This is a genomic window from Paenibacillus sp. P4_A7, assembly GCF_056402455.1.
Genome location: NZ_JBFUHJ010000111.1, coordinates 1 through 14,667, shown reverse-complemented (window position 1 = coordinate 14,667; position 14,667 = coordinate 1). Strand labels below are relative to the sequence as shown.

Below are 14,667 nucleotides of genomic sequence, written 5' to 3'. Positions count from 1 at the left end.
CCATATTTATTCGTAGCTTCGAATATGTTTTCACTCGTATATTTTCCTTCTGCATAGAATGGCATTGGTTTATATCTTGCGACGTTAGCACTGAAATCCTGTGGAGTAAAGACTATTCCTTGGCGACTACCATCACCAAATATATCCACATTCTTACTATCTGGCAAAAAGCTCTTTTTACCATCCTTAATTTCATACGTCTTTCCTTCAATACCCCAGTTGATAAGATCCATCATTTCTTGAGAATATTGATAATCTACCATTTTTACGAGCAGCTCTTTATTTTTTGCCTTCGCAGAAATGAGTACACCATTATAAGGTTGAACGATTTGTCCCGGTTTAGTAGATTCCATTTTCCAAGACTTACCGTATTTATTGTTATTAGGTAGTAATGCGGAACCCCATTCCATAGTGCCTTTCGTCATGCTGTTAAATTCATCTCCAAACCCGTACCAAGCAAGCGGAATCATAAAGGACTTGCCCGTCGTTGCCTTCTGCTTTACCTGATCATCAGACTGTGTAATAATCTCGGGATCCAACAATTTTTCCATATACATCTTGTTTAAAAACATAAGCGCTTCTTTAAAGGCATCCGAAGTTGCACCATACGTAAACTCAGTACCATTCCAGTAAATATCCGAGTTTGTGTGATTCGAATATAGAAATCCTTCGTGCACTTTTGGCCAACCGAATGAATTAACCGGATAACTATCTGGGTACAACTCCTTCAGTTTTTTTGCTGCTGCGTAAAATTCATCTTGGGTTTCTGGAACCTTGATGTCGTGTTTCTTGAAGATGTCGAATCGGTATATCGAGCCGTACGCTGATCCTTCATTATTTTCATTATTGATAAATCCATCACCAAAGAAATACATATTGCCTTCCGGTGTATATATACTCGTTTTAACATACGGTGTGGATTCGAGGAACCTTGAGTAGTTTGGAGCGTGATCCAAATATTTTGATATATCGAGAACGGTGCCCTGTCTACCATATTGAACAGCTAATTCTCCTCCGGAGTTGGTCATGATATCCGGCAGATCACCACTTGCAAGAGTCAGCTTAAATTTGTCAGCATACTCTCCCCAAGGAATATACCTCCAGTCAATATCTAATGGACGATCGATGTAAGCTTCCATTCTCTTCTGCCATTCCTTCTGAATTTCAGTATTTTCCGGAGTGGATCCGAAGGATGCAGCCATGATCGACAMTTTGAGCGGTGTTTTGTCATCACTTGATTCCGAATCCTTGTTTGAGTTAGAGGATGACGAACAGCCTCCAAGTACAATAGTGAACAACAGCAGCAATGCCATTACAGATAAACCTACTATTTTTGTTTTATTCCCCTTTTTCATTTTAACCATCCTCTCAAATTTAGCCTTTAATCGAACCTATCATCATACCTGTAGCAAAGTGCTTTTGTAAAAAAGGATAGAGTAATAGCATCGGTATAATGGTAACCATCACCATTGCCATCTTAATATTCTTGCTATGAATCTTCATATCAGTCATCAACTTGAAGGTTTGCGCGTTCATTGTTGAGCTATCCGCCTCCAAAACCATTTGCCGCAAAATCATCTGAATGGGGTATCTATCCTCGTTATTCAAATAAATTAATGCCTCGAACCATCCATTCCACGCTCCCACAATTCCGAACAACGCGAATGTCGCAAGCAATGCTTTGGAAATTGGTAAATAGATCTGGAACAAAATCCGAAAATCGCTCGCTCCGTCCATATAGGCCGACTCACCCAAATCTTTCGGAATCGTTTTGAAGAAGGTTCGAAATAAAATGACATTAAAGGCGGATATGGCACCTGGGATAACCATAACCCACAGTGTATCCAGCATATGCAGCTTGCGGATTAGCAAATAGGTAGGTATTAACCCGCCTCCAAAAAACATCGTAATGGTCAAAAAAATGATCGTGAACTTTCGCAGGACAAAATTCTGTAATGTAAGCGGATATGCTATCATCGATGTTAGCAGTAACATTACAAATGTGCCTATCCCAGCATAGACGACCGTATTCCAAAATGCAGTAAGTAATTTCGATTCCGAGAGGATATATTTATAGCCTTCTAGGTTAAATCCACGTGGAATCCAACTCACTTTCCCTTGAATTATCATTTCAGGATTGCTGAGTGAAATCGCAAATGTGTTTAATAACGGGTATAACATGATAATACATAAACCAATTAAGAAAATATAATTACTGAAATCGAATATTTTGGAACTTATTCCTTGTTTATAATGCTTGATGTTCATAGTCACTCTCCGTCTACCATAGACTCGTTTCGGAAACCTTCTTGGATATCCAATTGCCGCCCGCCACAAAGATGAAAGCGATTACCGAAAGCATAAGCCCTACGGCTGTGCTGTATTCGTACTGAGCTCCGAGAATTCCTTGGCGATACACATAGGTATCAATTACATCTGCTGTATCGTAAATATTCGGATTATACATCAATAAAATTTTTTGGAAATCTGTCCCGACAACACTTCCAAGCGATAAAATAAACAAGATGGTCGTTGCAGGGATGATCGCAGGCCAAGTGATATTCCACAGCCGCTGCCATCTATTCGCCCCGTCTATAGTTGCAGCTTCATGAAGTGCTTCATCCACACCTGACAATGCCGCTAAATAAATAATCGTTCCCCAGCCGATACCTTGCCAAATGCCCGATCCGATAAAGAGCGTTCGAAAAAATTCTGACTTTGCCAGCATCGGAAATGGTTCGGCTCCAAACCAACTTATAATTTGGTTAAACAGACCGTCAAGTGCCGTAAATTCTTTAATAAAACCGACGATAATCACGACCGACAGAAAGTGTGGAAAATAAATGATGCTCTGCACGGATCTCTTGAAAAATTTGTTCTTCACTTCATTTAAGAGTAAAGCAAGAATGAGCGGTGCTGGAAAACTCCATATCAAAGTATAGATGCCCAGCAAAAATGTGTTCTTAATTAATCTTGGACTCAATGGGTTATTAAAAAACGAATAAAAGTGTTTGAGACCTACCCATGGACTGTTAAAAATTCCTGCTGCAACATCGTAGTTTTTAAATGAGATCAAGATTCCATAGATGGGCAGGTACTTGAAAACGATTACAACAAGTAAACCGGGCAGTACCATCAATAGCAGGTTACGCTGCCTGTAGCATTGGGTCATAAATGATTTCAATGTCTTCCTCCTTTCCTTCGTTCTGGTTATAGCGTAATTCCAAGCTAGAAGGAGGACAAGAAACGGAACTTAATAAGAGGGTCAGTTTTCAATATCTAAAGCCTATCGGTATTTAATATGGGCGTCAGTTTTTAATGTGGATATAGATTTTCWTATTAAAAATACGTATGATTAACGAAGGAATGTAATCGCTGTCATTTCGGATTAGTAGAATAGAATAGAGGGGGTGACTGTATGAAAACTACGCTTATGAAACTAAAAAACCAAAGTATGTACGTTAAAATTGTTGCGCTTAACCTGATTTTCACTCTTCTTTTTTCTTCAATATTGCTTTACAACTCCCAGTATTTCAAAAATACAGTCATACAAAATCTTAATCAAACAAACAAAGATTCCTTAATAGATATCGCCGGAGATGTTGATCAGCAGCTTAGTAAGCTTAAGCAAAGTGTCTATTCATTAAGCATGAATATGGACATGGTTTATCTTAACAAAACGGATTCCAGTGCAATGGGTTACAAGTCGATGTTAATACAGTTCAATCAGAAGCTGAATGAACTGGGTCGTCTGCTGCCGTTTGAATCTTCCATTTTCGTCTATTTTAAGGATAAAGGATACGTAACAAGTGCTGATGGTAGTCGCCAATTGGACCTATTCTATGAGAAGCTCTCCTTGGATAGCGCTGATTTCACCTGTAATTGTCTACACCTGATAGAGCAAAGTGACACTTTCCAAAATTATGATCGGTTCATGACTTATGTATATCGAATTAATAACGTTGGATCAATCATAGTCAAAATCAACAAATCGGGTCTTGAAAGTGATTTACGTAAATCCGCACAAATACTAGACAATATGATATGGATTACAACAGAAAGCGGTGGGATGGTAGCGGGGAATTCCAAGGTTACAGCAGAATTAAGACAGCAGTTGCGGTCTGATGTCTCTACTTTTGTTATTGATAATAAAAAATATTCCGCCATTCAATTAACATTAAACGGGTTCAAATATACAGTCCTTTACCCTGAAAGCATCCTGCAGCAAAAAATTCGCCAAACCAATCAATATACGATGCTTCTGTTCATTGTGTTTCTGATCATATCCACTGGGTTGCTCATGGCAAATATGACCATTTATAGACCGATCAAATCAACAATTAAAAGCCTGAATTCTACCAACCTAATGATGAAGCAAGCATTGAATGAACAAAATACGATTATGGAGCAAAATGCGCTCTTACGACTTGCTTCTGACACATCGCAGGACATTCCGCAGGAGATGCTCCAAGCTCTTCATAACGTGTATAATAACGGTTATATTCTGACTTTCTTTATCGAAACACATCGCGGCACCAGCCTCGAGCATGCCTACAAGACGCTGGAGCAGCATTTGTTTGCGTATTTTACTGTCCATAAATTAATTAACCGAATGGATGCCGGTACCTACCTCATCTATAATATGAACCCTGTTGATATGAGCCGAGAGCTGCCTGTAATTCTCGATACAATCGTATCTGAAGGTTATTTCATCATGTGTGGCATCAGCGGGTATATGACGGATATTAGCACGATACATCAAGCCATTCAGGAAAGCACTCTAGCTATTGAGCAATCCCCCTACAACTGGGAAGCCGCCTATCATATCGCTAACTTCACCGATCACATCTTGATCCAAGAAACATCAATTGCCCTCTCTATCGATAAGGAGCAGGAGCTAATTGCTTATGTGTTAAAGGGTAATCAAGAAAGCTTGAGACAATTTTTTGCCGGCACCGTTCGTAGTTTGATGAAGCGAATGACTTATCAGGACATTCGTATTCTTCATCGATACTTAAACGATTTGTTCAACGTCATCATCTCTAGCAAAAAGATCAAAACGACTCATTTAGGTGAAGCTCTAAAATTGGACTTGAGCACAGCTCGCAATCCAGAGGTGATTTATATGGAGCTGCTCCATAAATATGATGCACTTACCTCTTACTCAACCAATCAAGATATGACGCTGTACGATAAGATCGTTATTTTTATTGATGAAAACTACAACAGGGACTTGTCGCTTACTATTATTGCCGATCAATTCAACATTACTACCGTTTATTTATCAAGCTATTTCAAAAAAAATTCCGGCTATAATATTACACATTACGTTAAAAATGTCCGCATGAACGCGGCTCTTAAACAGCAGATTCAGCACCCTCATCTGACCATTAAAGAAATTGCAGATAGGGTCGGATATTTCAGTGAGCAGACGTTTACCCGGCATTTCAAAAAAACATTCGGAACTACGCCTACACAGTACATGAAGATCCCGATGGAGAATGCATTCATGGAAAACTGAATAACTGGAGAATGGAACAAATGGGTGATTCCAGTTCCATTCTCCAGCCACATCCTTGAACCTCAATTCTATAAAACTAGGCTGCTCTCACGATTCGTATCCCAGCATATAGTTAAATTTTTCACACCGAAAACGATTGAACTATCCAGTCTTTCCAATGTAGAATCTGCTTCCTGCTGCAAGCCTTTGATTCTTTGCAGCAATACTGTGAGCGCAAATTTTGCCTCCAGCCGAGCAAGCGAAGCTCCCAGGCAAAAATGAATCCCTTGACCAAAAGCAAGATGCGGATTCGGTCCACGTCGTATATCAAATTGCTCTGGCTGTGCGAATACCCTTTCATCGTGGTTGGCTGATCCAATCCAAACGACGACCTCCTGCCCTACCTCGAATTGCTTTCCGTGCAGCTCAGTCGCTTTTTTCACCCTTCGGAACATGGATTGGACAGGTGAACAATAACGCAGCACTTCTTCGATTGCTTGCGGAAGCAGCGATAAATCATCCGTTATTCCCGATAGTACGGAAGGTTGATTTTCGAGACAAAGAACAGCAGACGAAATGAGATTCGTCGTCGTTTCATTCCCCGCTACAAGCAGCAGTATACAAAATCCGATTAGTTCCAGCTCATTCAGTTTTTCACCATCGCATTCGGCGCGTACGAGATTGCTAATCAAATCTTCTTCTGGCTGTTGGCGGCGCTGTTCGATGATATCACCGAAATATTCACTCATGTCCTGTTGGCATTGCAAATAACGCGAATAGTCGTTTCCAACTAGTGCATCCGACCATTCCTTAAACCGTTCAAGATCCTTAGATGGAATTCCAAGCATTTTAGCAATAACGATGATAGGAAGTGGGCTGGCATAATCATGAACGATGTCCATACGTCCATTGGAGGCCACCCGATCCAGCAGCTCATCAGCAATTTCCTCGATTTTTGGCGCCAACGCTTCGATTACTTTAGGAGTAAAAGCCTGCATGACTAACCTGCGCAGCAGCCTCTGCTTGGGTGGATCTGTCCGCAGAATACTTGCTTCAATTGGCTCCTCCTTTTGCGGCTTTTCCGTAAATTGAGACGAAAAGTGCTCATGATCAGACAATATCATTTTGACATCATCATACCGAAACACAGACCACGTATTCGACTCTTTATTAAAAGAGACTGGGTCATGATCCCACATCTGTTTATACCACAATAGCGGTATCAGCTTATCCGTTTTTAACCAATCCATAACATCCACCACACTTCCTGTTTTATTTACGAACTGATATCACAATCACGATAAACTGACTAGTCAGTACAAATCATACAAAATATATGTTTAACTGTCAATCTCATCCTGCTTTTTTAAAGCAAAAAAAAGACCTACCTTAGAGTAAGGAGGCTTAGACAAACACTATTCACTTAAGTTTACTTGAATTTCATTCTTGCTTCAAAAAAAGTGTAGAAGTAACGGACATGTACATAAATTGTTCGATCTCTTCTTGTTTCAGATCGTCTTTATGATTCAAATAATAGCTGCAAAGACCATCAAGCATACCAAAGATGCCTGCAGCAGCCAGATTAAAGTTCATTTCCTTAAACATGCCATCACGCCAGCCCTCTTCCAGTAGCGAAGCAATAAAGCCAATATATCCATCACGAAGCTCTTTCATTTCACTCAAAATTTCCGGCTCAATTCCGTTTGACATCTCATTGAAAAAGATATGTGCCAACCTGTTATATTCCAGGTACAGTCCAATATTATGTTTAATCGCAAGCAAGACCTGATCACTAGGTGACAAATCTTCATTCAGAGCTTCACTGACCCTGCTAGTAATCATCTCCAGCCCTTCGATAACTAGCGCCTTAAACAATTGTGCTTTAGACGGAAAGTGATAATATAACGTTCCCTTTGCAACAGAGGCCTCCAAAGCGATGTCATCCATGCTTGCCCGATGATACCCCTTTTCAGAAAATACGATAAGGGCCGCCTCCAAAATTTTGACTCTGCTCATCTTCATCCTGCCTTTACCTTAGATTTATAGACCAAGGTTTTTCATTTCATTATACTCTATACCCGTCACCTATTCTATAAACCTATCCCTATACTTACCGGGAGTGATCCCTGTTGCTTTTTTGAAAGCATTAGAGAAGTGATGCACGTCTGAAAACCCACAATACTCACTAACTAGCTGAATCGAATGATCATTCCTAAGCAGCTCCATTGCATGGTCGATCCTAACTTTTAGTAAATACCGATAGGGGGAAGTCCCAAAGGCCTGCTTGAATAGAACCTGAAACCTCGACGTTGAAATGCCTGCTCTTTGTGCCATATCACTTACCGTGATCGGCTCGGAGAAGTGAAATGAAATATACGAGGTCATCCAATTTAGAAAAGGTTTGGGCTGGATAGAGGAAGGCTGTGGTTTCATATAATCTTTAATGATTGCCGTCACGCATTCATAAACGAATTGGTTAGCCTCCGTCCGGCTAATGAAGGTTTGAAGCTGCCAAAGTTCAATCGCTTTGAACAGCAGATCACGCATTCTCTGCGGCTGGCTGCAATTGAGCTTAAGCGGGATTTCAAACGCTGTGAAATCATTCAGCCTCGGTTGCATAAACGACATATGATTCGTCATATCCAGCTGCCCTGGCAACGTGATAAAGCTCTGTTCTCGAAGCGGATTATAGAAGAAATCCAGGTGAATATGAGGGTTTATTGTATTGGTTAACCCTTTTATCATATGAATATCCCCAGGCTGAAGCAAACAAAAGTCGCCTTCTTTTAAAGTATGCACAACTCCATTAAGCGGAATTTCAAATACTCCTTCTTGAACATAGAAAAGGATGTAATCCAGCAAATTGCGTTCTCCCAAATAAAATGGAGGACGAATCGCATAATCGGCCTGACGAATGTAAGGAACAATATCATATTGTTGAATCTCCATACCAAGTCTCCTTATGGGAATAACCTTCCACGAATGGCAAGAAGCTATTAATTACAGTCGTTTTTTACAAAGAGAATAGTAGATCTCTTCAAAGATTTCATCCTCGAAATCTTCTATTATTATAKCATATTAGCCTATAAGTATGATTACAGTAACAAGCTGCAAATACGAAATAAAAGGAGCATTACGATGAAAAAAGTATATAAAAATGCAAAGACGAAAGAAATATCTTTCCCGCTTGGCGGAATTGGATCAGGCTCTATCGGCTTAGCGGGCAATGGCCGATTAATCGATTGGGAAATCTTCAATCGACCAAACAAAAAAAGTTTCAACGGCTTTAGCCATTTTGCTGTAAAAGCAGAGGCTGATGGCAAGGTACTGGATGCTCGTGTGCTCCAAGGTGATTTACAAGCCCCCTTTGTGGGTGAACCTCTGCGAAATGCTCCATTGCATAGTGGATATGGCTTTGGTCCAGAGAGCAACACGATGGCTGGCATGCCGCATTTCAAAGATACTACCTTCAGCGGAGAGTTTCCACTAGCAGAAATGAAATTTGCCGATGATAATTTCCCTGGAAGCATTACATTAAATGCGTTTAATCCCTTTATCCCTTTAAATGATCATGATTCAAGCTTGCCAGCTGCCTTCTTCGAAATCGAGTTTGTGAATACTTGCGAGCTGCCCATTACCTATACAGCCTGCTTATCTGTCGGCAACTCGATTCCTTCAGAGAACGTCATTCATCAGTATACGCAGGAAAGCAGCAGTGCTCATCAAAGCATCCATGCTTTAAAGTTATCCTCTAACCAATTCGCCACAGACGATCCACAGTTTGGCGATATTAGCGTTGCCACCGATGCCGCTGCTGTTAGTTATCAAGAATTCTGGTATCGCGGCGGCTGGTGCGATAATTTGGAGATGTTCTGGCGGGACTTTACCACGTTCGGGCCTATGACGAATAGACATTACCCCGAGAGCTCACCTCCAGCTCGTAAGGATATGTCATCACTAGCAGCGCACATTAATTTGCTGCCAGGACAAAAGGAAACAATCCGATTTGTCATCAGCTGGAATTATCCGAATTGCTATAACTTTTGGAATCCAGAGAAGGACAACACAACGCTTTGGAAAAATCATTACGCAACGCTGTTTGCAGATTCTAGCCAGAGTGCGGCTTATGCGCTGCAGCATTGGAACCGACTTTATGCGGATACCCATTTGTTTAAAGAGGCTTTATTCACTTCAACGCTGCCTCCTGTCGTAATCGAAGCTATTTCTGCCAATTTGTCTGTATTAAAAACGCCAACAAGCTTAAGACTAACCGACGGTTCGTTCTATGGATTTGAAGGCTCTATAGCGGATATCGGCTGCTGCGAAGGCTCTTGCACCCATGTATGGAACTATGCGTACGCCCTGCCTTTTCTTTTCCCGAAGCTGGAGCGCAGTATGCGTGATCTGGATTACAAGCACAACCTGCACGAAGACGGCAGAATGTCCTTCCGCCTCATGCTTCCTGTAGGCCGTGCAGCCGATGGGTTCCATGCGTGCGCAGACGGACAGTTTGGAGGTGTAATTAAAGCTTATCGCGACTGGAAAATTTCCGGGGATACGAGCAACCTAAAAGCTAATTGGCCTGCAATTAAGCTCTCCATCGCATATGCTTGGGCCGAGAGTAATAAAGATCAGTGGGATCCACAGAAGCGAGGTGTGTTGGACGGAAGACAGCACCATACGCTGGACATGGAACTGTATGGGCCTAATTCATGGTTGACAGGTTTCTATCTAGCCGCGCTTAAAGCTGGTGCGGAAATGGCTGATTATTTAGGAGAGCCTGAGGTCGCAATGGAATACCGTACAATTTTTGAAAAAGGACGTCAATGGACAGATGACAACCTGTTTAACGGCGAATATTATATGCAAAAGATTGACTTGCAGGATCGGAAAATACTAGAGCCATACAACTCCTCTGAAGACGATGCTATTCTGTCCTACTGGAACGAAGAAGTGCAGGAAATCAAATATCAGGTTGCCGATGGCTGTGTCATTGATCAGGTCATTGCACAGTGGCATGCTAATCTATKTGGTCTCGGCCAAATATTCGATAAACAGCAGGTGCGCAAAGCTCTAAAATCGCTCTACAATCATAATTTCAAACCATCTATGAGGAATGAAGCTAACACTTGGCGGTTGTACTCACTCAATGATGAAGCTGGCATCGTTATATGTACTTGGCCTGAAGGAAGTACAAAGCCAGCCGTTCCGCTAACATATGCATCGGAAACAATGACAGGCTTCGAATACCAAGCCGCATCACATATGATTCAAGAAGGGCTAATCGACGAGGGACTTTCGATTGTAACGGCAATCCGCGAACGATACGATGGTGAGAAAAGAAATCCATGGAACGAAATGGAATGCGGAAGCAACTATGCAAGGTCTATGGCGAGTTATTCCTTGCTGCAAGCGTACAGCGGATTCACATATAATGCGGTAGAAGGCTTAATCGGTTTTCAGCCTATTTTGACACAGAATGGTACATTCCGTTCATTCTGGTCCCTTGATAGTGGATGGGGATTGTTTAACGTCCAAGCAGAGCACATACAGCTACAGGTTTTAAAAGGGACGCTAAACTTATCTGTATTCCAGCTTCCGAGCACATGGCTATCCCAAATCACAGCCGTTCATGTTGAAGAACGTCCTGTGAAATTCCACATACAGGATGATCGTATCCATTTTCCAGACGTCCTATCATTGGATGAGCAGAATGTATTAGAATTTACACTTCAAAAATGAAGGTGCTGTATTGAATTTAAGGTGTGAATTTAAGGTGTAAATTGGAAGTGCCGTAAACTTATCAAAAAAATTAAAAGCCAGAGTGGTTACTATTCCTAGTAGACCGCGCTGGCTTTTACCCTTTTTAAGGAAACCTACTTATTTTGGAATGATATCATCACATCATGTTTAACCTTCTCTAAACAGCAGGAATAAGGCGTTTGCCAGTCGAATATACGGTTATATAGCAAACAGAATAACCATTAAAGGGGTGGCAGAATGGAAAATTACTCACCACTAATCAGTAAGCAGAGAGCCTTCTTTAACAAACACGAAACGAAGCCACTCCCTTACAGGACAGAAGCATTGAGTAAATTAGGTGAAGCAATCAGGAAATATGAAAAAGAAATTATTCAAGCTTTAAAGCTCGATTTGAACAAATCCGAGTTTGAGGCTTATTCGACTGAAATAGGAATTGTACTGAAGGAAATTCGCTTCGCCTTAAAGCATCTGCGTTCTTGGGCTCGTCCAAACAAGGTAAAAACGCCGATCACTCACATCGGATCAAAAGGCACCATCTATTATGAGCCCTACGGAATTGCGCTTATCATAGCTCCATGGAATTTCCCTTTTCAGTTAGCTATCGCGCCACTTATTGGTGCTATTGCGGCGGGAAACTGTGCCATCGTAAAGCCCTCTGAGTTAACCCCACGGACCTCCGAGGTCTTAGCGCATATAATTAAGGAAACCTATCCAGAAGAATATATAGCTGTCGTGCAGGGGGGCGTAGAAACAAGCCAAGCATTGCTCAATGAGAAGGTTGATTATATTTTTTTCACAGGTGGAATTCCTGTAGGAAAAGTAATAATGGAGGCTGCAGCCAAACAGCTAATACCTGTAACATTAGAATTAGGCGGCAAAAGCCCTTGTATCGTTCACAAGGATGCCCACTTGAAGCTGGCTGCGAGGCGAATTGCTTGGGGTAAGTTTATGAACGCAGGGCAGACCTGTGTAGCGCCCGATTATATCTACGTTCATCATTCCATTAAAGCAGCGTTTCTCGCCGAATTAGAGAGTGCTGCCGCACAATTATATGGTGCCAAACCACTAGAAAACGAGTCTTATACACGAATCGTGAGTGACAAGCATTTTAACCGACTGCAAGCCTTGCTTCATGATGGGAAAGTTGTCTTAGGCGGGAAGAGCAATCGCGACAGATTGATCATTGAGCCAACTGTTATAACGGATGTCACACCCGAGAGTGCGATTATGCAGGATGAAATATTCGGCCCAATATTGCCTGTACTTGAATATAGTGATATTGAAAAGGCTATTGAAGAAATCAATAGCCGTCCAAAGCCGCTTGCCCTGTATATCTTCTCTGAAAGTAAAGATATACAGCAGCAAGTGCTCACTAATGCTTCTTTTGGTGGGGGCTGTGTAAATGATACAGTCTATCACTTTACCTCCCCCTACTTACCCTTTGGAGGAGTTGGCAGCAGCGGAATTGGCAATTATCACGGTCAAAGCAGCTTCAAGCTTTTCTCACACCGTAAAAGCGTGCTGAAGCAAACTACCTTATTTGATATTCCTTTTCGCTATCCACATATTAAAAATGGTCTAAAAAAGATAAAGATGTTCCTGAAATAACATCATTCAACGCGAGGAGTAAATGTAATGAAGAAGTTCTGGCTACCAGCACTCATTTTAATAATGAGTTTGCTCTACATATTCGTAATTCCATCCGACCCGCATATCGTCAAGATTCTATTCAAGTTAATTCCGATGTGGCTCATTATCCTGTTTGCCTATCTGCAATTTCCTATCGCCAAAAAGCGCTATCATTGGCTGCTGTTGATCGGATTATTTTTCTGTATGCTAGGCGACGGCCTGCTGCAATGGTTTGTTGTAGGATTATCCGCTTTTCTCATCGGCCATTTATTTTATATGTCCGCATTTCTAAACAGATGGCATTTCTCGAAGCTTCGCGTCCTAACCATTGCTCCAATCGCTTTGTTCGGCATATTCATGGGCTCTGAAATCGTTCAAGCATTGATAAAAGACAACAATGAATCCTTAATCGTGCCCGTTGTTCTCTATATAACCGTCATCTCCTTGATGACATGGTCTGCCATTATGACGGGCCACAAATGGGCTATAATAGGAAGTGTATTGTTTACAATCTCGGATTCTATTTTATCCTGGAACCTATTTGTATCCGATATAACTTACTCAGGTACGCTCATAATGACGACTTATTACGCTGCACAATTTTGTATCGCCTACAGCATTCGAACGATAGCTGCTAATAAGACCATTTTATAATCTAGACTTCTCATAATAATTTGCAATTTCGATTATCATTGCTCCCATGCGCTCCAGTTCAGGTACGACGATTCGTTCTATGCCCTGCACTACCAGCGCTTCAGCAGTCACTTTACCAACAGCTACTGCTAGAACTGGACCCTGAAAAGCTGTCATAAGTGTTTGTTCATGACCTATTGCAGCCGCATATGTAAAGAAATATCGTATCTGTACACCTGTCGTAAAGCATACGGCATCCACTGACCCTTCTGACAGCTCCGTAATAAGCATATCCATTGTACTGTCTTCAGGCGGTGTATGTCTGTAAGGCAGTACCGATTCAACATGCGACGCGCCCTTTTCCAGCAAAAAATGGACTAGCTCCGGGGATGGTTCCCCATGAAGCTGAACAAATACACGCTGTCCTTCAAAGTTGCTGTCCTTGAGGTTTTCCATAAGGCTTTGTACCGTACCGTCGTCATCGCTCACAACCGCACTAAGCCCCGTTCTCTTAAGAAAGGCCGACGTTTTATAACCTCTTGTTGCAATTTTTGCTTGTGTAAATGCAGCCAGCACTTCTGTATGAATCCCCAGACGTTCAGCTGCTTTAAGCAGGCTATCTGCTCCAATTCCAGTCGTTAAAATAATCCAGTCCGTACCTTCTTTAGCTAGCTGCTGCAAAGAAACAGCTACAGAAGCATCTTCTATTATAGTTAGCCCTTGAAGAGAACGAATAATCGGCGTACCGCCCTGCTTCTCAATAATCAAACTCATTTCATTCGTTTTCTGTGATCCACCGATTACAATACGTTTGTCTTGCAATGCTTTATTCCCCATAATGATTCCCGTCACCGTACTTTCTCAAGTTATACGAATCTACGCTAACGTCATTATACATGAAGGAAATTAAAGGAACAGCCTATTATCTCTAAACGGTCTCTACTTTTTTGCCTTCACCCATCAATTTCGCCGTAATAACTCCTACAACTAAGCACCATACTGGAGCTGAAATGCCAAGAAAGGAGACATTGGATACTGCGATAGCGAATGTAAATGCTGTGGCATATCGGTAATCAGTTCGGGTAAACGCAGATTGCAAGCTCTGAATAAATACGCCAATTAACGAGAAGCCTGTAATAATC

General features: G+C 41.5%; 12 protein-coding genes. 4 read left to right on the top strand and 8 right to left on the bottom strand.

All coding sequences use genetic code 11. The features are described 5' to 3' along the window. From AC1DWN_RS15520 to AC1DWN_RS15510, 3 genes are all read right to left on the bottom strand, one after another. Positions 1-1,355: extracellular solute-binding protein (locus AC1DWN_RS15520; protein ID WP_477559802.1), on the bottom strand; the 1,355-nt coding region annotated here is incomplete at its 3' end. A gap of 19 nt (positions 1,356-1,374) precedes the next feature. Further along, entirely contained in the window at positions 1,375-2,268 is an 894-nt protein-coding gene (locus AC1DWN_RS15515; RefSeq protein ID WP_477559801.1) for a carbohydrate ABC transporter permease, read from the bottom strand. 13 nt (positions 2,269-2,281) lie between these two features. Continuing rightward, complete coding sequence (locus tag AC1DWN_RS15510; RefSeq protein WP_477559800.1) at positions 2,282-3,184, bottom strand: ABC transporter permease; 903 nt, start codon at positions 3,182-3,184, stop codon at positions 2,282-2,284. A 234-nt stretch (positions 3,185-3,418) separates the two neighbouring features. Between AC1DWN_RS15510 and AC1DWN_RS15505 the strand changes: the two genes are divergently transcribed. Next, on the top strand, positions 3,419-5,521 hold the full coding sequence (locus AC1DWN_RS15505) for a helix-turn-helix transcriptional regulator (RefSeq protein ID WP_477559799.1): 2,103 nt from the start codon (positions 3,419-3,421) through the stop codon (positions 5,519-5,521). Between the two features lie 68 nt (positions 5,522-5,589). Here AC1DWN_RS15505 and AC1DWN_RS15500 read toward each other — a convergent pair whose 3' ends face one another. The 3 genes from AC1DWN_RS15500 to AC1DWN_RS15490 form a co-directional block, all read right to left on the bottom strand. Continuing rightward, positions 5,590-6,750 (bottom strand): cytochrome P450, encoded by a 1,161-nt coding sequence (locus AC1DWN_RS15500; RefSeq protein ID WP_477559798.1) that lies wholly within the window; start codon positions 6,748-6,750, stop codon positions 5,590-5,592. Between the two features lie 190 nt (positions 6,751-6,940). Then, positions 6,941-7,516, bottom strand: coding sequence for a TetR/AcrR family transcriptional regulator (locus AC1DWN_RS15495; protein WP_477559797.1), 576 nt, complete (start codon positions 7,514-7,516; stop codon positions 6,941-6,943). 69 nt (positions 7,517-7,585) lie between these two features. After that, positions 7,586-8,449, bottom strand: coding sequence for a helix-turn-helix domain-containing protein (locus tag AC1DWN_RS15490; protein WP_477559796.1), 864 nt, complete (start codon positions 8,447-8,449; stop codon positions 7,586-7,588). Between the two features lie 189 nt (positions 8,450-8,638). On the opposite strand from AC1DWN_RS15490, the gene AC1DWN_RS15485 reads away from it, so the two are divergent. From AC1DWN_RS15485 to AC1DWN_RS15475, 3 genes are all read left to right on the top strand, one after another. After that, positions 8,639-11,242 (top strand): GH116 family glycosyl-hydrolase, encoded by a 2,604-nt coding sequence (locus tag AC1DWN_RS15485; RefSeq protein WP_477559795.1) that lies wholly within the window; start codon positions 8,639-8,641, stop codon positions 11,240-11,242. A gap of 258 nt (positions 11,243-11,500) precedes the next feature. Continuing rightward, positions 11,501-12,871, top strand: a complete 1,371-nt coding sequence (locus AC1DWN_RS15480) for an aldehyde dehydrogenase (RefSeq protein WP_477559794.1) — start codon at positions 11,501-11,503, stop codon at positions 12,869-12,871. A gap of 27 nt (positions 12,872-12,898) precedes the next feature. Continuing rightward, positions 12,899-13,546 carry a lysoplasmalogenase gene (locus AC1DWN_RS15475; RefSeq protein WP_477559793.1) on the top strand — a complete coding sequence of 216 codons (648 nt, stop codon included), beginning with the start codon at positions 12,899-12,901 and terminating at the stop codon, positions 13,544-13,546. Here AC1DWN_RS15475 and AC1DWN_RS15470 read toward each other — a convergent pair. Together AC1DWN_RS15470 and AC1DWN_RS15465 are read right to left on the bottom strand one after the other, a co-directional pair. Further along, a complete protein-coding gene (locus tag AC1DWN_RS15470) occupies positions 13,541-14,362 on the bottom strand; it encodes a uroporphyrinogen-III synthase (RefSeq protein WP_477559803.1) in 822 nt (273 codons plus the stop codon). The two genes, AC1DWN_RS15475 and AC1DWN_RS15470, sit on opposite strands and share 6 nt — an antisense overlap. A gap of 91 nt (positions 14,363-14,453) precedes the next feature. Beyond that, positions 14,454-14,667, bottom strand: a 214-nt coding sequence (locus AC1DWN_RS15465) for a benzoate/H(+) symporter BenE family transporter (RefSeq protein WP_477559792.1), incomplete at its 5' end; no start/stop codon positions are given.